The 20,450-nt window shown below is 69.9% G+C and carries 18 protein-coding genes and 1 tRNA gene; 10 read left to right on the plus strand and 9 right to left on the minus strand.

What is annotated here, in order from left to right; translation table 11 throughout:
* Positions 1–165 precede the first annotated feature (165 nt).
* Positions 166–2,703 carry an MASE4 domain-containing protein gene (locus ACLBWX_RS04580; RefSeq protein WP_447675896.1) on the plus strand — a complete coding sequence of 846 codons (2,538 nt, stop codon included), beginning with the start codon at positions 166–168 and terminating at the stop codon, positions 2,701–2,703.
* On the opposite strand, the gene ACLBWX_RS04585 is transcribed toward ACLBWX_RS04580, so the two are convergent.
* Positions 2,610–3,836 (minus strand): acyl-CoA dehydrogenase family protein, encoded by a 1,227-nt coding sequence (locus ACLBWX_RS04585; protein WP_447675897.1) that lies wholly within the window; start codon positions 3,834–3,836, stop codon positions 2,610–2,612. The genes ACLBWX_RS04580 and ACLBWX_RS04585 overlap by 94 nt on opposite strands.
* A gap of 240 nt (positions 3,837–4,076) precedes the next feature.
* Between ACLBWX_RS04585 and ACLBWX_RS04590 the strand changes: the two genes are divergently transcribed.
* Genes ACLBWX_RS04590 through ACLBWX_RS04600 form a run of 3 tightly spaced genes read left to right on the plus strand, consistent with a single transcriptional unit; the run spans position 4,077 to position 8,666 of the window.
* Complete coding sequence (locus ACLBWX_RS04590; protein ID WP_447675898.1) at positions 4,077–6,437, plus strand: ATP-binding protein; 2,361 nt, start codon at positions 4,077–4,079, stop codon at positions 6,435–6,437.
* Positions 6,438–6,441: 4 nt separating this feature from the next.
* Complete coding sequence (locus ACLBWX_RS04595) at positions 6,442–6,906, plus strand: response regulator (RefSeq protein ID WP_447675899.1); 465 nt, start codon at positions 6,442–6,444, stop codon at positions 6,904–6,906.
* Positions 6,888–8,666, plus strand: a complete 1,779-nt coding sequence (locus ACLBWX_RS04600) for a response regulator (protein WP_447675900.1) — start codon at positions 6,888–6,890, stop codon at positions 8,664–8,666. The genes ACLBWX_RS04595 and ACLBWX_RS04600 overlap by 19 nt, the downstream gene beginning before the upstream one ends.
* An 18-nt stretch (positions 8,667–8,684) precedes the next feature.
* Here the strand turns inward: ACLBWX_RS04600 and ACLBWX_RS04605 are convergent, their stop codons facing one another.
* The 7 genes from ACLBWX_RS04605 to ACLBWX_RS04635 form a co-directional block, all read right to left on the minus strand.
* A complete protein-coding gene (locus ACLBWX_RS04605; RefSeq protein WP_447675901.1) occupies positions 8,685–9,584 on the minus strand; it encodes an NmrA family NAD(P)-binding protein in 900 nt (299 codons plus the stop codon).
* A 120-nt stretch (positions 9,585–9,704) separates the two neighbouring features.
* Positions 9,705–10,436, minus strand: a complete 732-nt coding sequence (locus ACLBWX_RS04610; protein ID WP_447675902.1) for an MIP/aquaporin family protein — start codon at positions 10,434–10,436, stop codon at positions 9,705–9,707.
* Between the two features lie 56 nt (positions 10,437–10,492).
* Positions 10,493–11,998 (minus strand): glycerol kinase GlpK, encoded by a 1,506-nt coding sequence (gene glpK / locus ACLBWX_RS04615; protein ID WP_447675903.1) that lies wholly within the window; start codon positions 11,996–11,998, stop codon positions 10,493–10,495.
* Positions 11,999–12,079: 81 nt separating this feature from the next.
* On the minus strand, positions 12,080–13,612 hold the full coding sequence (glpD, locus tag ACLBWX_RS04620) for a glycerol-3-phosphate dehydrogenase (RefSeq protein WP_447675904.1): 1,533 nt from the start codon (positions 13,610–13,612) through the stop codon (positions 12,080–12,082).
* Positions 13,613–13,689: 77 nt separating this feature from the next.
* Entirely contained in the window at positions 13,690–14,532 is an 843-nt protein-coding gene (locus ACLBWX_RS04625; protein ID WP_447675905.1) for a DeoR/GlpR family DNA-binding transcription regulator, read from the minus strand.
* Positions 14,533–14,722: 190 nt separating this feature from the next.
* Positions 14,723–15,058, minus strand: a complete 336-nt coding sequence (locus ACLBWX_RS04630) for an alpha/beta fold hydrolase (protein ID WP_447675906.1) — start codon at positions 15,056–15,058, stop codon at positions 14,723–14,725.
* Between the two features lie 75 nt (positions 15,059–15,133).
* On the minus strand, positions 15,134–15,415 hold the full coding sequence (locus tag ACLBWX_RS04635) for an alpha/beta fold hydrolase (RefSeq protein ID WP_447675907.1): 282 nt from the start codon (positions 15,413–15,415) through the stop codon (positions 15,134–15,136).
* A 161-nt stretch (positions 15,416–15,576) separates the two neighbouring features.
* On the opposite strand from ACLBWX_RS04635, the gene ACLBWX_RS04640 reads away from it, so the two are divergent.
* On the plus strand, positions 15,577–16,797 hold the full coding sequence (locus ACLBWX_RS04640) for an MFS transporter (protein WP_447675908.1): 1,221 nt from the start codon (positions 15,577–15,579) through the stop codon (positions 16,795–16,797).
* Between the two features lie 23 nt (positions 16,798–16,820).
* Here the strand turns inward: ACLBWX_RS04640 and ACLBWX_RS04645 are convergent.
* Positions 16,821–16,897 (minus strand) — tRNA-Arg (locus tag ACLBWX_RS04645).
* 214 nt (positions 16,898–17,111) lie between these two features.
* Between ACLBWX_RS04645 and ACLBWX_RS04650 the strand changes: the two genes are divergently transcribed.
* The 5 genes from ACLBWX_RS04650 (at position 17,112) to ACLBWX_RS04670 (ending at position 20,362) form a co-directional block, all read left to right on the plus strand.
* Positions 17,112–17,498, plus strand: coding sequence for a YciI family protein (locus ACLBWX_RS04650; RefSeq protein ID WP_447675909.1), 387 nt, complete (start codon positions 17,112–17,114; stop codon positions 17,496–17,498).
* Positions 17,495–18,748, plus strand: a complete 1,254-nt coding sequence (locus ACLBWX_RS04655; protein WP_447675910.1) for an RNA polymerase sigma factor — start codon at positions 17,495–17,497, stop codon at positions 18,746–18,748. The genes ACLBWX_RS04650 and ACLBWX_RS04655 overlap by 4 nt, the downstream gene beginning before the upstream one ends.
* 137 nt (positions 18,749–18,885) lie before the next feature.
* Positions 18,886–19,308 carry a VOC family protein gene (locus ACLBWX_RS04660; protein ID WP_447675911.1) on the plus strand — a complete coding sequence of 141 codons (423 nt, stop codon included), beginning with the start codon at positions 18,886–18,888 and terminating at the stop codon, positions 19,306–19,308.
* A gap of 44 nt (positions 19,309–19,352) precedes the next feature.
* Positions 19,353–19,817 carry an SRPBCC family protein gene (locus ACLBWX_RS04665; protein ID WP_447675912.1) on the plus strand — a complete coding sequence of 155 codons (465 nt, stop codon included), beginning with the start codon at positions 19,353–19,355 and terminating at the stop codon, positions 19,815–19,817.
* Between the two features lie 62 nt (positions 19,818–19,879).
* On the plus strand, positions 19,880–20,362 hold the full coding sequence (locus ACLBWX_RS04670; protein WP_447675913.1) for a VOC family protein: 483 nt from the start codon (positions 19,880–19,882) through the stop codon (positions 20,360–20,362).
* Positions 20,363–20,450: the final 88 nt, after the last annotated feature.

A 20,450-nucleotide genomic window follows, 5' to 3' on the forward strand; every position in this document is an offset into this window, starting at 1 on the left:
CCGATTTCGGGCGGAGCGCATCCTGTCGTGCCGGGGCCACGGGACGCCGCTTTCCGCGGCCGCCGGGCGGTCCGGACCGTTTTGCCACAGGAAGGATGATGCTAGACCGGAGGCGGTCCTGCCGGCCGGGCGATCCGCCCACGGCGTGCGGCCAGGAGCCACATCGTGCAGGGATTCGCTGGCGGTCCGAACCTTTCCACTTTTGCGGACGCCGGCACCACCGCGCCGCAGAGGCGTTTCGCGGTCGCCGTCGCGGCTGCCTTCGGGCTGCTGACGCTCGGGCTCCTGCCCATCGTGGCCGACCCGGTCGGGTCGATGCCGGGCTTCGTTCCGAGTTATCAGGCCGCGCTGATCACGGTCTATGCCGTCACCACCTATCTGTTCTTCGCCCAATACCGGCGCACGCGCTCGGTTCCGCTCCTGGTTCTGGCCGCCGGCAGCCTCTACACGACCCAGATCGTCGCGATACAGCTCCTGAGCTTCCCCGGCGTGTTCGGACCGGGGCGCATCGTCGGCGCAGGACCCGACACCACCACCTGGCTCTGGACCCTCTGGCACATCGGACCGCCGCTCTTCGCCCTGCCCTACGCGATCATGGAGGGCGACCGGCGTCCGCGTCTCGTGCCGCGTTCCCGTGTCGGACGGGCCGGGATCCTGACGGCTCTGGCGGTCACGGTCGCGGTCGCCGCGCTGACCTGGGTCGTCACGGCGTATGTCGGGTACCTGCCGCGCAGCGTGGAAGGTGACAATTACTGGCTGCTGACCACTTCCGGGGTCGGTCCGACCGTGGTGCTCCTCACGGTGTCGGCTCTCGCCACGCTGTGCTGGCGCACGCGTCTGCGCAGCGTGCTGCAGCTCTGGCTCGCGGTCTCGCTGCTCCTCCTGATCTTCGACAATGTCATCACCCTGCCGGGGGCCGCACGCGGCACGGTGGGCTGGTTCGCCGGGCGGCTGGAAGCCCTCGCGGCCGGCATCGTCGTCCTCGCCGTCTACCTGCGTGAGGTCGACGTGCTCTACGGCGCCGCCGAGGCCGCCGCCGTCCAGAGCGAACGGCAACGCGCCGAGCTGGAGATCGCCCGCGACAACGTCACGGTCGCCCTCGAGGCCGCCGACATGGGCAACTGGACCCTCGATCTGAGGACGGGCGAGTCGGTGCGCACCCTGCGCCACGACCGGATCTTCGGCTACGACAGCCTCCTGCCGCGGTGGGGCCTCGCCGAATTTCTCGCGCACGTCGTCGCCGATGACCGCAGCGTCGCCGAGGCCGCCATGACGCGTGCGCAGGCGGAGAGCATCCTCTGCTTCCAGTGCCGCATCGTCCGGGCGGGCGACGGTGCCGAGCGCTGGATCGACGTCCGTGGGCGGCTCCGCCGCGACCCGGACGGCACGCCCGCCACCATGGCGGGCGTGGTGATCGACACCACCGACCGGCGCGAGGCCGAGCAGCGCCTGAGCCAGGCGCAGAAGATGGAGGCGATCGGCCAACTGACCGGCGGTGTCGCCCACGACTTCAACAACCTCCTCACGGTCATCGTCGGCAACCTCGACATGATCGTGCGCCGGCCCGACAACGCCCAGCGGGTCGAGCGGCTGGCGACCTCGGCGATGACGGCGGCCCGGCGCGGAGCCGAGGTCACCGAAAAGCTCCTGTCGTTCTCGCGCCGGCAGGTGCTGCGGCCCGAGACGGTGAACCCCAACCACCTGGTCAAGGACTTCCAGGGCCTTCTGCAGCGGGCGGTCGGCGAGACGGTCGGCCTCGTCCTCGACCTCGACGCGGCCCTCGATCCCGTGCGCCTCGATCCCGGTCAGTTCGAGAGCGCCATCCTCAACCTCGCGGTCAATGCCCGCGACGCCATGCCGGGCGGCGGCACCCTGACGATCCGGACCGAGAACCTCGCCGTCACGCCGGAGCGCCGCGCGGCCTGGCCCGACCTCACGCCCGGCGACTACGTCCGCGTCTCCGTCAGCGATACCGGCCTCGGCATGGATGCGGCGACCGCGGCCCGGGCGTTCGAGCCGTTCTTCACCACCAAGGATGTCGGCAAGGGCACGGGCCTCGGCCTGAGCCAGGTCTACGGCTTTGCCCGCCAGGGCGGTGGGCAGGTCCGGGTCGCGAGCGTGCCGGGCCAGGGCACCACGATCACCATCGACCTGCCGCGCTCGGCCCAGCCGGCGGCCGAGGCTCCGCGGGCGGACGCGCTCCTCCCCTTGCGCCGGGCCGCGGAGGGCGAGGTCGTCCTCGTCGTCGAGGACGAGGCGGCGGTTTTGGAGATGGCCGTCGAGAGCCTGTCGGAACTCGGCTACCGAACCTTGACCGCCACCCATGCGGCCGAGGCGCTCGATCGCCTGAAAGGACCGGAGCGCATCGACATCATGTTCTCCGACGTGGTCATGCCCGGGGGCATGAACGGGGTCGAACTCGCCACCCACGCCCGCGCCCTGCGCGCCGGGCTGCGCGTGCTGCTCGCCTCGGGCTATACCGGCTCTGCTCTCGGCGAGCAGGGCGTGCCCGTCGACCTGCCGCTCCTCAGCAAGCCCTACCGGCGCGAAGATCTCGCCGACAAGCTGCGGCTGGTGATGGGGGGGGCGCTGACGCCCGCTCCGGCCGGTCAGGGCTTCGGCAGCATCCGATCGCTGATGATCCGGCGCTGGATCTCGCTGGTCCCCTCGAAGATCGTGGTCAGGCGCGCATCGCGCCAGTAGCGCTCCACCCGCCGTTCCGTTGTGTAGCCGTTGCCGCCATGGAGTTGCATCGCCTGGTTCGTCACCCGCACCGCCATCTCGGTCGCGACGAGCTTGACCATGGCCGATTCGCTCTCGGCCGCTTCGCCGGCATCGAGCAGGTGCGCCACCTGGTTCCAGAAGGCGCGGGCCTGGGCGACGTCGGCCGCCATGTCGGCGAGCGCGAAGCGCAGGGCCTGGAAGTCGCCGATCGGGTGGCCGAACTGTTCGCGCTCCTGCAGGTAGGCCTGGCAATCCTCGAGGGCCGCACGGGCGACTCCGACCGCCCGGGCCGCCGTGTGCACACGCGCGATGTTGAGCCCGCGCTGAACCGAGGCGAAGCCACCGGAATCCGCGTCGGCGCCCTGATCGCCGTAGAGGCCGGTCAAGCGGTCGCTCTCCGGCACCCGCACCCCGTCGAGGTCGAGTTCGAAGGTGAGGAAGCCGTGATAGCCGATCTTGTCGATCACCCGGCCGGTCATGCCGGGCGGAAAGGTGCCGGGTTCCTTGACCACGAGGAAGGGTTCGAGCCCGGCCGAGCGCGGCTCGCCGGGTTCCGGGTCGCGGGTCCGGGCCAGGACCTCGACGAAGTCGGCGGCCTGGGCGAAGCCCGCCCAGCGCTTGGTCCCGGTCAGCACCCAGGTGTCGCCCTGGCGCTCCGCCCGGGTCTGCACGCCTGCGAGGTCGGAGCCGGCGGTCGGCTCCGACAGGGCGATGCCGCCGATCCATTGCCCCTTCGCTGATTTCTCCAGCAGAGCCTGCCGGCGCTCCGGGTCGAGGGTCTGGGTGCCGAGGCCCTGGCCCCGCGCCAGGATGCTGCCGACCGAGAGCCAGGCCCGGGCGAGCTCCTCCGAGACGAGGCAATATTCGAACACGCCGAGGCCGAGGCCGCCCTGCTCGGCCGGAATGGTGATGCCGAACCAGCCCTTGGCGGCCATCTGGTCGATGAGGCTTCGGGGCATCTCCGCCTTCTGCGGATCGAGTTCGTCCGCCAACGGCGTCACGACGTCCCGGGCGAAATCCCGCGCCTCGGCCTGGAGCTTTGCCCGCGCCTCCGTGCGCCAGGGGCTCAGCAGCTCCGGCGGAATGGGTCCCATGCGCTCGCGCTTGGCCATGTCGTCCCCCCTTGTCGCTGATCCGGCCTCGTCGGACCGGATCATGCCTGTGCGCAAGCTAGAGCGACCGCCGGCGATGTCGACCGGAGATTGCGACGCCGCCTCGCGCGACGCATTGCGGGAGTACTCGCGGTCTGTTGTGAGTTCGAGCCTCCGGCTCGCGTTGCGCCGTCCGTCCGATCCGCGTAACCCAATCTGCTGGGACGCGCAGAGCGGGGGCGGCCAGGGGGAGTAGGCGTTTTGGAGGCCGACGCGCGGGGGTTGGAGACGGGCTCGGCGCCCGCCGGAGTGCTGACCCTCTGCGACCGGGAGCCGATCCATCGCCTCGGAACGCTGCAGCCGCATGGCTTCCTCCTCGCCCTTCGCGACCCGGACGGCCGGATCGTGCAGGCGAGCGCGAACGTCCCCGGAGGAGTCGAGGCCTGTCTCGGCCGACGCTGCGACGTGGCGTTTCCAGAACTCGACGGCCTCGTTCCGGTAGACTCGACCGAGCCCGAGCGCGACGGCGCGCAGTACCTGCGCACGGTGTCGCTGAGGACACCGGAGGGTCCCCGTGCCTACGACCTCGCGATCCATCGCTCGGGCGCTCTCACCATCCTGGAATTCGAGGCAGTGGCGAGCGTCTTCGCCTCCAACCATAGCCTCGACGCGCTCTATCCGCGTCTGAGCCGCTTCGTCGAGGGCCTGCACGCCGCCGCTTCCGTTGCCGAGCTATGCCACCTCGTGGCCGTCGACATCCGCCACATCACCGGCTTCGACCGGACGCTGGTCTACCGCTTCGACCGGGACTGGCACGGCACCGTCATCGCCGAGGACGGCAACGGCGCCCTGCCCTCCTACCTCGACCTCCGTTTCCCCGCGACCGACATCCCGGCCCAGGCCCGCGAACTCTACCGCCGCAACCGCCTGCGGATCATCCCCGATGCCGGGTACCGGCCGGTCCCGATCCTGCGGCAGTCCGGCGAGGACGAAGAGCCCCTCGACCTCAGCCAATCGATCCTGCGCAGCGTCTCGCCGGTCCATGTCGAGTACATGCGCAACATGGGAACGATGGCGTCGATGTCGGTCTCGATCCTCGTCGACGGCGCCCTGTGGGGCCTGATCTCCTGCCACAACGCCGCGCCGCGCCGCGTGCCGCTCCAGGCCCGCAACGCCTGCGACTTCCTCACCCGCATCTTCGCACTCCAGCTCGCCGCCAAGGAACGCGGTGCCGAGGCGGAGCAACGCCTGCGCCTGGGGGCGATCCAGTCCCGGCTCCTCGGCTTCATGGCGGAGGAGGAGAACTTCCTCGACGGCCTGCTGAAGCATTGCGACGACGTCCTGGCCCTTGCCGGCGCTTCCGGGGCGGCGGTGATCACCTCAGACACCTGCCGGCTTCTCGGCGCGACCCCGCGGGACGTGGAAGTGCGGGGGATCTACCAGTGGCTTTCCAGCGGACCCGGCGGCGCCGACCTCGTCGCCACCGACGCGCTGGGCGACGTCTATCCGCCGGCCCGCGCCTTCGCCGCGCAGGCGAGCGGCCTCCTGGCGATCTCGATCTCGCAGAAATATGCCAGCTACGTGCTCTGGTTCCGACCCGAGGTGGTGCGCACGGTGAAGTGGGGGGGAGACCCGACCAAGGCGGCGACCCCCGATCCGGCCGGCGGCCCGGAGCGGCTGCACCCCCGGCAATCCTTCGAGATCTGGAAGGAGACGCTCCAGAACCGCTCCCTGCCGTGGTCGCGGGCCGAGACCGAGTCGGTGAAGGATCTGCGTGCCTCCGTGCTCGGGATCGTGCTGCGTCGGGCCGAGGAACTCGCATCCTTGAGCGAGGAACTGCAACGCTCCAACAAGGAGTTGGAAGCGTTCTCCTACTCGGTGAGTCACGATCTTCGCGCGCCCTTCCGGCACATCGTCGGCTATGCGGAGCTGCTGCGCTCGCGCGAAGGCGGCCGCCTCTCCGACAAGGGCCGGCACTACATCAACACGATCGTCGAGGCGGCCTTCTCGGCGGGCACGCTCGTCGACAACCTGCTGCGCTTCTCGCAGATGGGCCGCAATGCCCTGAATCCCGTCGCCGGTGACCTCAACGCCCTGGTGGAGGAGGTCCGCCGCACGGTGATGCGGGAGGTCCCGCCCGAGCGGACGATCCGCTGGGCCATCGGGTCGCTCGGCCGGGTGAACGCCGACCCGGTGATGCTCCGGCTGGCGATCGAGAACCTGCTGTCGAACGCGGTCAAGTACAGCCGCGACCGAGCGGAAGCGGTGATCGAGGTCGGCCGCCTCGACGGGCGCAGTCCGGACCAGACCCCGGACGGCGATGGGGCGGAGCAGGCCGTGTTCTTCGTGCGCGACAACGGCGTCGGCTTCGACATGGCCTATGTCGACAAGCTGTTCGGCGTGTTTCAGCGCCTGCACCGTGTCGAGGAATTCGAGGGCACCGGCATCGGCCTCGCGAATGTCCGCCGCATCGTCGAGCGCCATGGCGGCCAGACCTGGGCCGAGGGTGCGATCGGGGTCGGGGCGACCTTCTACTTCACGCTGCCGACCCCGACGGCGGTACCAAACCCGAATGCCGCGACCCGGAGCCGGTCGCCGCGGAACCCGAGGGACGCGCGGTGAGCCCATGCCGGATCTGAAGCCGATCCTCCTCGTGGAGGACAACCCGAACGACATCGAGCTCACGCTCGCCGCCCTGGAGAAGAGCCAGCTCGCCAATGAGATCGTGATCTGCCGCGATGGCGCCGAGGCCCTGGATTTCCTCTATCGACGGGGTCTCTTCGCGGATCGCGACACCCGCGACCCGGCGGTCGTGCTCCTGGACCTCAAGCTGCCCAAGGTGGACGGCCTCGAGGTCTTGGCTCAGGTCAAGGGAAACGTGCGCACCCGGGCAATTCCCGTGGTGATGCTGACCTCGTCGCGGGAGGAGACGGATCTCGTGCGCTCCTACGATCTCGGTGTGAACGCTTTCGTGGTCAAGCCCGTTGGGTTCACGGAATTCTTCGAGGCGATCCAGGATCTCGGCGTGTTCTGGGCGGTGCTCAACGAGCCACCACCGCACCGCGGAGGAGGTTGGCCATCGAACACGTGACGCTGCCTGAGCCCGATCAGGGACTGCAGAGCGGGTTCGCCTCCGTCCTGCTGAAGATCCTTCTCCTCGAAGACAGCGACCTCGACACGGAACTCCTCGGCGCGCTGCTCGACGATCTCGGGTACCGCTATACGATCGACCGGGTGATGACCGCGCCGGACTTCACCGCCGCGGCCGCCTCCTGCACGCATCACCTCATCCTCGCCGACTACGTGCTGCCGACCTTCGACGGCCTCAGCGCCTTGGCGATTGCCCGCGCCCATTGCCCGGGCATCCCGTTCGTCTTCGTCTCGGGCACCCTGGGTGAGGACGTCGCGGTCGAGGCCCTGAAGCGGGGGGCGACCGACTACGTCACCAAGCAGCGCCTCGATCGCCTGCCCCGGACCATCATGCGGGCGCTGGCCGAGGCGCGCGCGCATGCCGAGCGCGAGCGCGCGCTCCAGGAGCTGCGTGATCTCAACGCGACCCTCGAGGCGCGCGTCGACGCGCGAACGAGCGACCTGGCCGCCGCCAATGCCGAACTGCACCGCCAGATCGCCGAACGCGAGCGCGTCGAGGAGGCCCTGCGCCAGGCCCAGCGCCTGGAGGCCGTCGGCCAGCTCACCAGCGGCGTCGCCCATGATTTCAACAACCTGCTGACGGTGATCTCCGGCAACATCGAGTTTCTGGAGCGTGCGGTCCCGGACGAGCGTTCGAAGCGCCGCCTTCAGATGATGCGCGGGGCTGCCGACAGGGGTGCCCGCCTCACGGCCCAGCTCCTCGCCTTCTCCCGTCGTCAGCGCCTCGAGCCGACGCCGGTGGAACTGAACCAGACCGTCGCCTCCATGCGCGATCTGCTCCAGAGCTCGATCGGCGGCGCGGTGCGCATCGAGATGACGCTGCAGCCAGACCTGTGGTCGGCCCTCGTCGACGCCACCCAGATCGAGCTCGTGATCCTGAACCTCGCGATCAACGCCCGCGATGCGATGGCGGTGGGTGGCTGCCTCACGATCGAGACCGCCAACGTGGCCCTGACCCAGGCGCCCGCCCGCCCGGAGGAGCCGGCGCCCGGCGAGTACGTGATGCTGGCGGTGAGCGACACCGGCAGCGGCATCGCGCCCGAGGTGCTGGCGCGGGTGTTCGAGCCCTTCTTCACCACCAAGGCCGTCGACAAGGGCTCCGGTCTCGGGCTGGCCCAGGTCTACGGCTTCGTGAAGCAGTCGGGCGGCGCCGTCTGCATCGACACCAGGGTCGGCGAAGGCACCTCCGTGCGGATCTACCTGCCGCGGGCGGAGGTCGCCTCCCCGTCCCGCGAGGCCCCGCGGCCCGCGATCGACTGCGCCGCCCTGCGGCACGCGGGAGACTGTCCCGTGGTCCTCGTGGTGGACGACGACAGCGCGGTCCGCGAGATCACGACGACGATCCTGTCCGAGACCGGCTACCGCATCCGCGAAGCCGGCTCGGGCCTCGCCGCCCTCACCTCCCTGGAGGGCGATGCCTGCGTCGACCTGATCGTACTGGATTTCGCCATGCCGGGCATGAATGGCGCCCAGGTGGCCTGCGAGGTCCGGCGGCGCTGGCCGCACCTGCCGGTGATGTTCGTCACCGGCTATGCCGACACCGCCGCGCTGATGCAGGCGGGTGAGGTCGGCGCCGAGCGCATCGTCCAGAAGCCGTTCCAGGGCGGCGAACTGGAACGCAAGGCTGCGGCGATCCTGGCCGGTGCGCCTGCCGACCGGACCGGGCTTCGTCTCGTGGTCGGGCAGCGCGATTCGGCCTGATCCCCGGAACGCGCTCGCTCAGGGGGCGGAGGCGAGAACCGCCCGGGCGTCGAGCCACGGCATGCGGCCGTAGCGGTCGTTGTCGAGGGGCGCGAGTCGACCCCGGCCGCTGGACATGTCGCGCAGGTACTGCATGCCCTGCCAGGCCGGAAACACGGCGTCGCTGGCCGGCGTCACCGCGCGTGCGACCCGGATCAGCAGACCGAGCCGTCCAAGGCCACCGGCGCGCCAGAGGCCGTAGGGCCGTCCGGTCAGGTCCGTCATGATCGCCGCCAGGGCACGCGGCGTCACGGAATCGCCGGCGATCCGCAGAATGCGCGGCGCCTCGGGATCGAGAGCGGCCGCCGCGGTGTAGCGCGCGACGTCGTCCTTGGCGGTGAAGTCGAGGATCTGGTCGGCCTCGCCCCAGTAGAGGATGCGCCGCGGCTTCGGCAGGACGATCGGTGCCTGCCCGGCGAGCAGGTCGGCGAAGGCGCCGTTGAGGATCGAGGTGGCGCGGATCGGCGTCCGGTCGACCCGGGCCATGAAGCTGCGCCGCAGGTCCAGGTTTCGGTTGTCGCCCGGGCGTGTGCGCGTGAAGTCGAGGGAGAAATCCGAGGGGATGAAGCGCGGGACTCCCGCCGCGACCGCCGCGTCGAGAAGCCGGCCCTGCGCCTCCAGGATGACCGGCTCCAACCCGTTCAGGGCCGAGACCACGCAGGCGGCCCCTTCGCACGCGCGCACGAGCGCGCCCGGATCTGCGTAGTCGACGACGACCGGGATCACGCCGGACGGGAGGCTCCGATCCAATGCGCCGGCACGCTTCAAGGCCCGGACCTCGATGCCCTGCGCGATCAGAGTCGTCGCGATGCGGCCGCCGAGATCGCCCCCGATGCCGGCAAGGACGATGGTTCGAGTGGAAGGACGAGTCGAATCCATGGGCGGCCGTGGTGCTCCTCGCGCCGATCCCGGACTGGGAAAGCCCGCGATGCCGCGTCGCGCTCAAGGTAGGGCCGGCGCCTGGAAGTCCAGGCCGCGACGCACGATCGGGCGCGGCCTTCAGAAGCCGATCGCCAGGATCGCGAGCGCCGCGAGGATCGCGCCGATGGCCGGGCCCGCGACCGGAATCAGGGCGTATCCCCAGTCCGAATCGCCCTTGCCGGCGATGGGCAGGACCGCGTGGGCGAGGCGGGGTCCGAGATCGCGGGCCGGATTGATCGCGTAGCCGGTGGTTCCACCGAGCGACAGGCCGATGCTCCAGACCACCATGCCGACGAGATAGGGCGCGAGCCCGGTGGGGATGGTGCCGGCCGCGCCCACGGTCCGCGACAGCAGCGCGCTGACGATGAGGATCAGCAGGAACGTGCCGATGATCTCGCTCAGCCAGTTCGCGCCGGACCGCCGGATCGCCGGATCGGTGCAGAAGCAGGCCCGCTTCGCCCCCTGGTCGTCGGTGACCGCCCAGTGGGGCAGGTAGTGCAGCCACACCACGGCCGCTCCCAGGAAGGCGCCGATCATCTGCGCCGGCACGTAGACGAGGAGCTTGGCCATGCTGCCGGTGGTGATCGCCGCGGCGATCGTCACCGCAGGGTTGATGTGCGCATCGGGGCTGCCCGCCGCGGTCGCGACGAAGATCCCGGCCAGCACGGCGAAGGCCCAGTCGGCGGTGATCGCGATCCAGCCCGCCCCCTCCGCCTTGGATCCGCGCAGCAAGGTCCCGGCCACGACGCCGTTTCCGAGGATGATCAGCACCATCGTGCCCAGAAGCTCGCCCAGGAACGGCGACGTCATGGCATGTCCTCCACAGTCTTTTGACGTGTTCGGATCGATCCAGAACCGCGCGGGCGTCAGTCGTCCTGCATGTCCCAGTCGAAGGAGCGCTCGACCGCCCGGCCCCAGGCCGCGGTGATCCGCCGGCGCTGCGTCGCATCCATGTTCGGCTCCCAGCGGTGGTCGACGCCCCAGTTGCGCACGAGGTCGTCCGTGCTCTTCCAGTAGCCGGTCGCGAGGCCGGCGGCGTAGGCGGCCCCGAGCGCGGTGGTCTCGGTCACCTTCGGGCGCACCACCGGCACGTCCAGGATATCGGCCTGGAACTGCATCAGGGTCACGTTGGCGACCATGCCGCCATCCGAGCGCAACTCGCGCACGGGGATGCCGGAATCCTTCTCCATCGCCTCCAGCACCTCGTGGGTCTGGAAGGCCGTCGCTTCCAGGCAGGCCCGGGCGATGTGGCCGCGATTGGCGTAGCGGGTGAGGCCGATGATCAGGCCCCGGGCGCCCTCGTTCCAATGCGGCGCGTAGAGACCCGAGAAGGCGGGCACGAAGTAGACGCCGCCATTGTCCTCCACGGTTGCGGCGAGGCGCTCGACCTCGGCGCTGTCCTGGATCATGTGCAGGTTGTCCCGCAGCCACTGGACCAGGGCGCCCGTGATGGCGATCGAGCCTTCGAGGGCGTAGACCGCCGGCTGTCCATCGAGCTTGTAGCCCAGCGTCGTCACGAGGCCGCAAGTCGAGGGCACGGGCGCCTCGCCGGTGTTCATCAGCGCAAAGCAGCCGGTGCCGTAGGTGTTCTTCGCTTCGCCGGGCTGAAAGCAGGTCTGTCCGAACAGGGCCGCCTGCTGGTCTCCGAGGATCCCGGCGATCGGCACGCCGGCGAAGGGCACCCGGGTTTCACCGTAGATCTGGGAGGACGAGACGATCTGCGGCAGCATCGCGCGTGGGATGCCGAACATGGCGAGCATGCCGTCGTCCCAGGCCAGGGTCTCGAGGGACATGAGCTGCGTGCGGCTCGCATTGGTCACGTCGGTGAGGTGGAGCCCGCCGTCCGGCCCGCCGGTGAGATTCCAGACCAGCCAGGTATCGATGTTGCCGAACAGGACGTCGCCGGCTTCCGCCTTCTCCCGCGCGCCCTCGACGTGGTCGAGGAGCCAGCGCAGCTTCAGGCCCGAGAAATAGCTCGCGAGCGGCAGGCCGGTCAGCGCCCGGAAGCGGTCGCGGCCACCCTCCCGCGCGAATTCGGTCACCAGGCGGTCGTTGCGGGTGTCCTGCCAGACGAGGGCGTTGTGGAGCGGATTGCCGGTGCGCCGGTCCCAGATCAGCGTGGTCTCGCGCTGGTTGGTGATGCCGATCGAGAGCAGGTCCTTCGGCGTCAGACCGGCTGCGTTCAGCGCATCCTGCATGACGGCCTGGGTGTTGCGCCAGATCTCCATCGGATCGTGCTCGACATGGCCGGGTCGCGGATAGACCTGCGCATGCTCCCGCTGCTTGCAGGAGATGATGTGCCCTTCGCGATCGAAGACGATGAAACGGCTGCTGGTGGTGCCCTGATCGATCGCGCCGACGAACTGGGTCATGGCTGGCTTCCTCCCTTGGAAGGTTCGAAGGGGTCCGGGCCGGTCTTCGCGCCGGCCCGGCCTGTCTCGGGATCCGCGGATTCAGGCGGCCTCGGCCTTGCGGGCCAGGTAGGCAGCGAGGCGCGCGGCGCTCTCCGGGCTCGTGCGCAGACCGAGCTTGGACCGGCGCCACAGGATGTCCTCGGCAGTCCGCACCCATTCAGCACGGACGAGATAATCGACCTCGGCCGCCATGAGTCCACCGTCGAAGGCCTCGCCGAGATCGGCGAGGTGGCGGGCACCTGCGACGATGGTCCGTGCTTCGGTGCCGTAGGCCCTGGCAAGCCGTCGCGCGGTCTCTGCGGGGAGGAATGAGGCTTCCCGGGAGAATTGCGCCAGGAAGGTCTCGAAATCGGCATCCGGCATGGCTCCGCCGGGCAGGACCGCGTCGCCGGTCCAGCTCTTCGCCAGCCCGGGGAAATGCGGCGCGATCTTCTCGATCGCGTGTTCGGCGAGGCGCCGGTAGGTCGTGATCTTGCCACCGAAGACCGAGAGTGCCGGGGCCTGGCCGCCGGCGTCGTCGAGGTCGAGCACGTAGTCGCGGGTGACCGCCGAGGCATTGGCCGCCGCGTCGTCGTAGAGCGGGCGCACACCCGAGTAGCTCCAGACCACGTCCTTCGGCCCGATCGATTTCGCGAAGGAGCGGTTGATGCAGTCGCACAGGTAGCGCGTCTCCTCCTCGGAGATCGACACCGGGCCGGGCGCGTCCTCATACGGCACGTCGGTGGTGCCGATCAGGGTGAAATCGTGCTCGTAGGGGATCGCGAAGATGATGCGCTGGTCGGGTTGCTGCAGGATGTAGGCCTGGTCGCCCTCGTAGAGCTTGCGGACGACGATGTGGCTGCCCTTGATCAGGCGCACGGCCGCGCGGCTGTTCACGCCGAGCGTCGTTCCCAGCGTCTCGCTGACCCATGGGCCGGCGGCGTTCACGACCGCCTTCGCCCGAACGGTCTCGGTCCGACCGGTCGCGCCGTCGCGCAGGGTCGCCGTCCAGGTCCCGTCGATGCGCCGTGCCGTTTCGACGCCGGTGCGCGTCCGGATCTCGGCACCGCGCGCCCGCGCGTCCATGGCGTTCAGGACGACGAGGCGGCTGTCCTCGACCCAGCAATCCGAATAGACGAAGCCCCTGCCGAGACGATCCTGCAGCGGGGCGCCCATCGGGGATGTTCGCAAACGAACCATTTTCGAGCCCGGCAGTGTGCGCAGGCGGGCCAGATGGTCGTACAGGAACAGGCCGATCCGAAGCATCCAGGCCGGCCGCAGGCCCTCGTCGTGGGGCAGCACGAAACGGAGGGGCCAGATGATGTGCGGCGCCAGGCGCAGCAGGCGTTCCCGCTCGGCCAAGGCCTCCCGCACGAGACGAAACTCGTAATATTCCAGGTAGCGCAGGCCGCCGTGGATGAGCTTTGTGCTGGAAGACGAGGTGAATTCCGCCAGGTCTCCGCGTTCGCAGAGCAGGACCGACAGGCCGCGCCCGGCCGCGTCGCGAGCGATGCCCGTGCCGTTGATGCCGCCGCCGATGACGAGCAGATCGTAGGGAGCATCCGCCGTCCGCAGGGTCGATACGGTCGTCATGATTCGCCTCCCGCTCCGGCCGGCGGCCGGTCAGGCAGAATATTGCCTTATGATACAATGTTCGCAAGCGAAAGTTCTTAGGTTCGTTTTGGATGATCCCGATTTGTCACTGCGAGGGCGACGCCGTGGCGTTCCATCAGGGCGACGATCTCGGGCGGAGGCATCCGATCGGTGAAGACGGTGTCGATCTGCTCGAGACGCCCCACCTCGACCATCGGGCGGCGGGTGAATTTGGTATGATCGGCCACCAGGAAGGTTCGGCGCGCGTGCTGCAGGATGGTCTGGGTCGCGCGCACCTCCTCGTAGTCGTAATCGAGCAGCGCGCCGTCGGCGTCGATCCCGCTGATCCCGATGACCGCGACGTCGACCCGGAACTGGCTGAGCGTATCGCAGGTGAGCTGACCCAGCACGGCGCCGTCCCGATTGCGCATGGTGCCGCCCGCCACCACGATGCGGAAGGCGGTCGCCGCCGCCAGGCCGATGGCGACGTTGAGGTTGTTGGTGATGATGCTGAGGTCGTCGTGCTGCACGAGTTCGCGCGCAACCGCCTCCGTCGTCGTGCCAATGTTGAGGAAGACCGAGCAATGCGAGGGAATGCGGCTCGCGGCCAGGCGCCCGATCAGCGTCTTCTCGGGCAGCAGCGTGGCCCGACGATCGGCATAGTCGATGTTCTCGACGCTGGACGGCAGGCCGCCGCCGCCGCGGTAGCGCTCCAGGCGCCCTTCCGCGCTCAGTTCGTTGAGGTCGCGCCGGATCGTCTGGACGGTCACGCCGAACTGGCTCGCCAGCGCCTCGATCGTCATGAAGCCGCGCTGGCGCACCGCCGCGACGATGGCGACGCGGCGCGTCTCGACCGCGGAGGCTTCGGCGCGCTCCGTCGCCTTTCGCTCGAAGCCAGCTCGTTCGGGCAGACCCGTCATGCCAGATCCTGCCGAAAACCTGTGCGATCGGCGCAGCGCCCGATGCGCCGCACCGTCCAAACCATGTTCGAGCGTACTCGGCTGTTTTCGGAAACGAAATACGGGGGCGTCGGACAAACAGACCCATCCCCACCTGTCGCGAAGCGGTCCGAACCCGGCACGGGGGCTGAGCGGCGCAGCACGGGTCCGCTCAGGGTTCGCGGAGCCATGCCCTCAGGGCTTCGGTGACCGCCTCCGGCTGTTCGATCGGCGTCATGTGCCCGGCGCCCGGCACGATCACGAGGCGGGCGCGCGGAGCGAGTGCGGCCATCTCCCGGTGCATCGCGGGCGGCGTCACGGCATCGCTCGCGCCGCACAGGACCAGGAGCGGGCAGGCCACGCTCCGCAGGGTCTCGCTTCCGTCGCGACGCACGATGGCGTTCTGGCGAAGGAAGACCTCCGCGCCGAGCCGCTCGGTCATCCCCCGGATGCGAGCGACGATCGCCGCGTCCGCCAGATGCGCCGGGTCGAGATAGGTCGCCAGCAACCGATCGCCGAAGCCATGAAAGCGGCCGGGAATGCGGACGGCCTTGTCGAGGGCGCGGCGCGTCGCGGCCCGGTCCTACCCATCGGGTCGGATCGAAGTATCGAGCAGGGCGAGCCGCGTGACCCGCTCCGGAGCGCGCCGGACGATCTCCTGCGCCACGTATCCGCCCAGCGAGAAGCCGGCCAGGGCAAAGGTCTCCGGCGCCTCGGCGAGAACCGACTCCGCCAGCGCGTCGAGCGTCTCCCCGCGTGTCAGGTCGGCGACGGTGCAGGCCGCGACGTCGGCCAGGGCCGCGACCTGATCGCGAAACAGGTCCGCGTCGTTGAGGAGGCCGGGCAGGAGCACGAGCGGAATCATGGGAACCTTGCAGAGAGGCCCGCCCGTCACCGGCCGGCCTCAGGGTCGACCAGGCGGCAGCAAGGTGCGTCGCGATGCCTTGAGCGGGGCGGTCATCCAGGCTCATAGAACGGGATACCGTTCGAAACCACCGAGGGCAGACCCATGATCGGCGACAGCGCGTGACGCCATCGACCGTGCGGCCTTTCACCGAACACCCTTCTCCGACGCTCGCCGGCAACGCCGCCCTCGGATTCACCCAGATCATCCTGTGGGGCGGCTCGTTCTTCCTGATGGCGGTGCTGGCCGATCCGATCGTCCAGTCGACCGGCTGGCCGCAGGGCGTCGTCGTCGGCGCCCTCTCGCTGGCGATCCTCGTCTCGGGCCTGTGCTCGCCCTGGGTCGGGCGCAGGATCCGGGGTCATGGCGGCCGGTCCGTTCTCATCGCCGGCTCCCTGATCATCGCGCTCGGCCAGGTCGTGATGGCGCTGGCTCCGAACCTGCCGGTCTTCCTGTTCGCCTGGGTGATCATCGGCCTGGGTATGGGCGGCGCTCTCTACGATCCGCTCTTCGCCGCCATCGGGCAGGCCTACGGCGCCTCGGCGCGCGGGGCGATGACCCAGATCGCGATCGCCTCCGGCTTCGCCATCACCCTGTGCTGGCCGGCGTCGAGCGCCCTCGTGGGATTGGTCGGCTGGCGCGGCACCTGTCTCGTCTATGCGGCCCTGGCCGTCCTCGTCGTGGTTCCGCTCTTCGCCTTCGCCCTCCCGGCCGGGGCCCGGTCCCCGCCGGCGCCGCTCGCGCCGTCCGGGGCCACCCCCTTGAACCGCCCGGCCGGCCGTGGCCCGCTCCCCGGCGAACGCATCCTCGCCGTCACCTTCACCAGCGCGGCCGTGCTGATGACGGCCGTCTCCGTCCAATTGCTCCTGCTGCTCCAGGCCAAGGGCGTCGCGGCGAGCGCGGCCGTGGCGCTCAGTGCCCTGATCGGCCCATCGCAGGTCGGCGCACGCATCATCGAGCTCCTGTTCGGCCGGAGGGCGCATCCCGCCTGGGCGCTGCTCGTCTCGAGCGGAAGCGTCGGCCTGGGTCTGCTGCTGCTCGCCACCGCGCCCGACTTCGCCTGGCTGGCGATCGTGCTCTACGGCGCCGGCAACGGAATGCGCACCGTGGTGCGCGGAACCCTGCCGCTCGCGCTCTATGGCCAGCACGATTACGCGGCCGTGATGGGTCGCCTCGCCCGGATGCCGTTGCTCGGACAGGCGGCGACGCCGTTGATCTGCGGCTATGTCGGCGCTTGGTTCGGGCTCGATCGTCTGCTCGAGCTGATGCTGGCCATCGCGGCGCTCAACATTGCTCTCTCGATCACCGTCGCCCGCCGGGCGCTGCGGATCTCCGCTGCCTGACCGCTCTGCCGGGCGCGGTGGCATGGCGACCCCGGTTGGGCTCGAACCAACGACCTGCCGCTTAGAAGGCGGCTGCTCTATCCAGCTGAGCTACGGAGTCGGGGGTGCCGTCGCCGGTAAAAGGCATGGGTCCCGCCTGGGGTCAAGCCTTTCGACCCCGGCGGGCGGACCGGCGCGGCGCCGCGTCATCGCGGTCGTTCTCCGGCCCGGCGCAGGAAGCACGGATCACGAGACCATTCCCGGCGGCGCAAAAATTTCGTCAGGTGCTGTCTGCCGAAGGTCGCCTCGTGCGTCCTGTGAGAGAAGGAATCGCCATGCTCTATGCCATCCTCTGCTACAAGGACGAGGACGTCGTCACCGCCTGGAGCGCCGATGAGGACGCTGCCGTCATGGGGCGGCTCGGGCAGGTGCACGAGCGGCTGGTGAACGAGGGCAAGCTCGGGCCGTCCTTGCGGCTCCTTCCGACGACCTCCGCCACGACCCTGCGCAAGGCGGGCGACCCCCCCCTCGTCATCGACGGCCCCTTCGCGGAGACCAAGGAGCAACTGCTGGGCTTCTATGTCGTCGACGTGGCGGACCTCGACGAGGCGCTGGCGATCGCCCGCGATCTCGCGGCCGCCAATCCGGGCGGCGCCTACGAATTGCGGCCCGTTCTCCTGTACAATCCGGATCCGCGCGACGCGGCGAGGACGGGAGGATGAGCGCGTCCGGTCCCGATGCGGCCTGGATCGCCGCGTCCGTCTCCGTGGCGCGTCCGCGGGTCCTGGCCGCCCTGCTGCGCGTCTTCCGCGACCTCGATACGGCCGAGGAAGCGGTTCAGGACGCGACCCTTCGCGCCCTGCGGACCTGGCCCCGCACCGGGCCGCCGCGGGACGTCGTTGCCTGGCTGATCCTCGTCGGCCGCAATGCCGGCCTCGACGGTAAGCGCCGGCTCGCCCGGTTCGCACCCTTGCCGCCGGAGGACGCGCTGTCGGACCTCGACGACGCCGAGGTGTCCTTGGCAGAGGCGCTCGATTCGGACTCCTACCGCGACGATGTCCTGCGCCTGCTCTTCGTCTGCTGCCACCCCGAGCTGCCGGCGACGCAGCAGATCGCCCTCGCCCTGCGGGTGGTCGCGGGCCTGAGTGTGACACGCATCGCCCGTGCCTTCCTCGTCAGCGAAGTCGCGATGGAGCAGCGCATCACCCGGGCCAAGGCGCGCATCGCCCGCAGCGATGTGCCCTACGAAACTCCCGGCGCCGCGGAGCGCGTCGAGAGGCTCACGGCGGTCGCGGCGATGCTCTACCTCGTCTTCAACGCCGGCTATTCGGCGGCGGGCGACGCGGAGCGGGCGGTGCTCTGCGACGAGGCCGTCCGTCTCGCCCGCCTGCTGCTGCGCCTGTTCGGCACCGACCCGGAGGTGATGGGGCTTCTCGCCCTGATGCTCCTCCAGCATGCCCGAACGCCGGCACGCTTCGATGCGCAAGGGGGAATCGTCCTTCTCGACGACCAGGACCGTGCTCTCTGGCGGGGGCCGATGATCGCGGAAGGGCTGGCCCTCGTCGACAAGGCGATCCGGCATCGGAGGCCGGGACCCTACCAGATCCAGGCGGCGATCGCCGCCCTCCATGCCCGCGCGCAGCGTCCCGAGGAGACCGACTGGTCCGGAATCGCCGCCCTCTACGAAGCACTGGAGCGCCTGCAGCCCTCGCCGGTCGTGAGGCTGAACCGGGCGGCGGCCGTCGGGAGGGCCGCCGGACCAGAGGCCGGTCTCGCCCTGGCGGACCCCCTGGCACGGCCGCTCGACGGCTACTTCTACTTCCATGGTCTGCGCGGCGCCCTCCTCATGCAACTCGGACGGTCCGCGGAGGCGCGCGAGGCCATGGGCCGGGCGATCGCGCTGGCCGGTACACCGGCCGAGGCCGCGCAGATCCGTGCGGAGCTCGACCGCCTGAGCCTCCCGACGCCCTGAGCGCCGGGAGGCTTGAAAAAAAATCGTCGTCCCTGTCGGATGCCGCTCCGCCCACGCGTCCTTGCGACGAGGCCGCGCGATCGGCACGGAGTCGTGCCGGGAAACGGTGTCGCGAGGCCCGAGAGGAGAGGACCACGATGAGCAGCACGAACCAACCCGAGGCGCCGCCCCCGGCCCCCGTGAAGAGCGGTCTCGTCCCCTATCTGACCGTCGCGGGCGCCATGAAGGCGGCGGAGTTCTACGTCCGCGCCTTCGAGGCCGAGATCGCCACCGCGATGCCCGTCGACGACCAGGGCCGCACCATGCACGTGCACCTCCACCTCAACGGCGCTTCGCTGATGCTGAGCGACGCCTTTCCCGAGCACGGGCATTCCCTCCAGCCTCCGCAGGCCTTCAGCCTGATGCTGATGGTCGACGACATCGACGCGCGTTACGCGCGGGCCGTCGAGGCGGGCGCGGTCGCGGTGATGCCGCCGGCCGACATGTTCTGGGGCGACCGCTACGGCCAGCTGCGCGACCCCTTCGGGGTCGTCTGGGCGATGAACCAGCAGAAGCGCTGACCGTCTCTCGCGCCCTTCCGCCACCTCTGAACGGGAATACCGCCATGACCGATTCGACCGGACGCGAACTCGTCCTCGAACGCCTCATCCACGCCGCTCCCGCGGCGCTCTATCGGTGCTGGACCGAGCCGGATCTGATCAAGCGCTGGTTCGCGCCGAAGCCCTTCGTCGTGACGGAGGCGGAGACCGATCTGCGTCCCGGCGGCGCCACCCGCATCGTCATGCGAGGGCCGGACGGCTCGGAGTTTCCCAGCGTCGGCGTCTATCTCGAACTGGTGGAGAACGCCCGGATCGTTTTCACGGACGCCTATGTCCGGGCCTGGGAGCCATCGGCCAAGCCGTTCTTCACGGGCATCGTCACCTTCGAGCCGGAAGGCGAGATCACCCGCTACACCGCGCGCGTGCGCCACTGGTCGGCTGAGGACTGTGCCGCGCACGAGGCCATGGGCTTCCACGATGGCTGGGGCCGCTGCGCCGATCAGCTCGGCGAGCTGGCCGGGCGCCTCTAGCGCGGCGGGAGCCTCCGTCGAAACCGGAGGCAATCGGGATGCAGTCTCGGAGGAGCGGATCCATGTCGAACGTCAGTACTTGCCTCTGGTTCGAGCGGGGCGCGGAAGACGCCGTGCGCCTCTACGTTTCCCTGGTGCCGGGTTCCCGCATCGGTCACTTCCAGCGCGCGCCCGGTCCGTGGCCCGGTGGCGAGCCCGGCGACGCGATCCTGATCAGCTTCACCCTCGGGGACCAGAGCTTCCAGGCTCTGAACGGCGGCGTACCCGCGGATTACGGCACGGCCGCCTCGATCTCCGTGACCTGCGCCGATCAGGCGGAGGTGGATCGGATCTGGAGCGGTCTGGTTTCGGAGGGCGGTTCGGAGATCATGTGCGGCTGGCTGCGCGACCGCTGGGGCGTGCCCTGGCAGGTCGTCCCGGAGGTCCTGCCCCGACTCCTCGCAGATCCCGATCCCACCGTCGCGGCGCGGGTGTTCGCCGCCATGCAGACCATGGTGAAGCTCGACGCCGCGGCCCTCGCGCGGGCCGCCGAGGACCCGAATTAACCGCGGTTCCACTCGATCTGCCGCAAAAATGTCGGATTCAATGGATGGCCATGGAACCACTGTCCCATGCTTACGCTTGTACAGCAAA

It is taken from the genome of Methylobacterium sp. M6A4_1b (assembly GCF_053345175.1).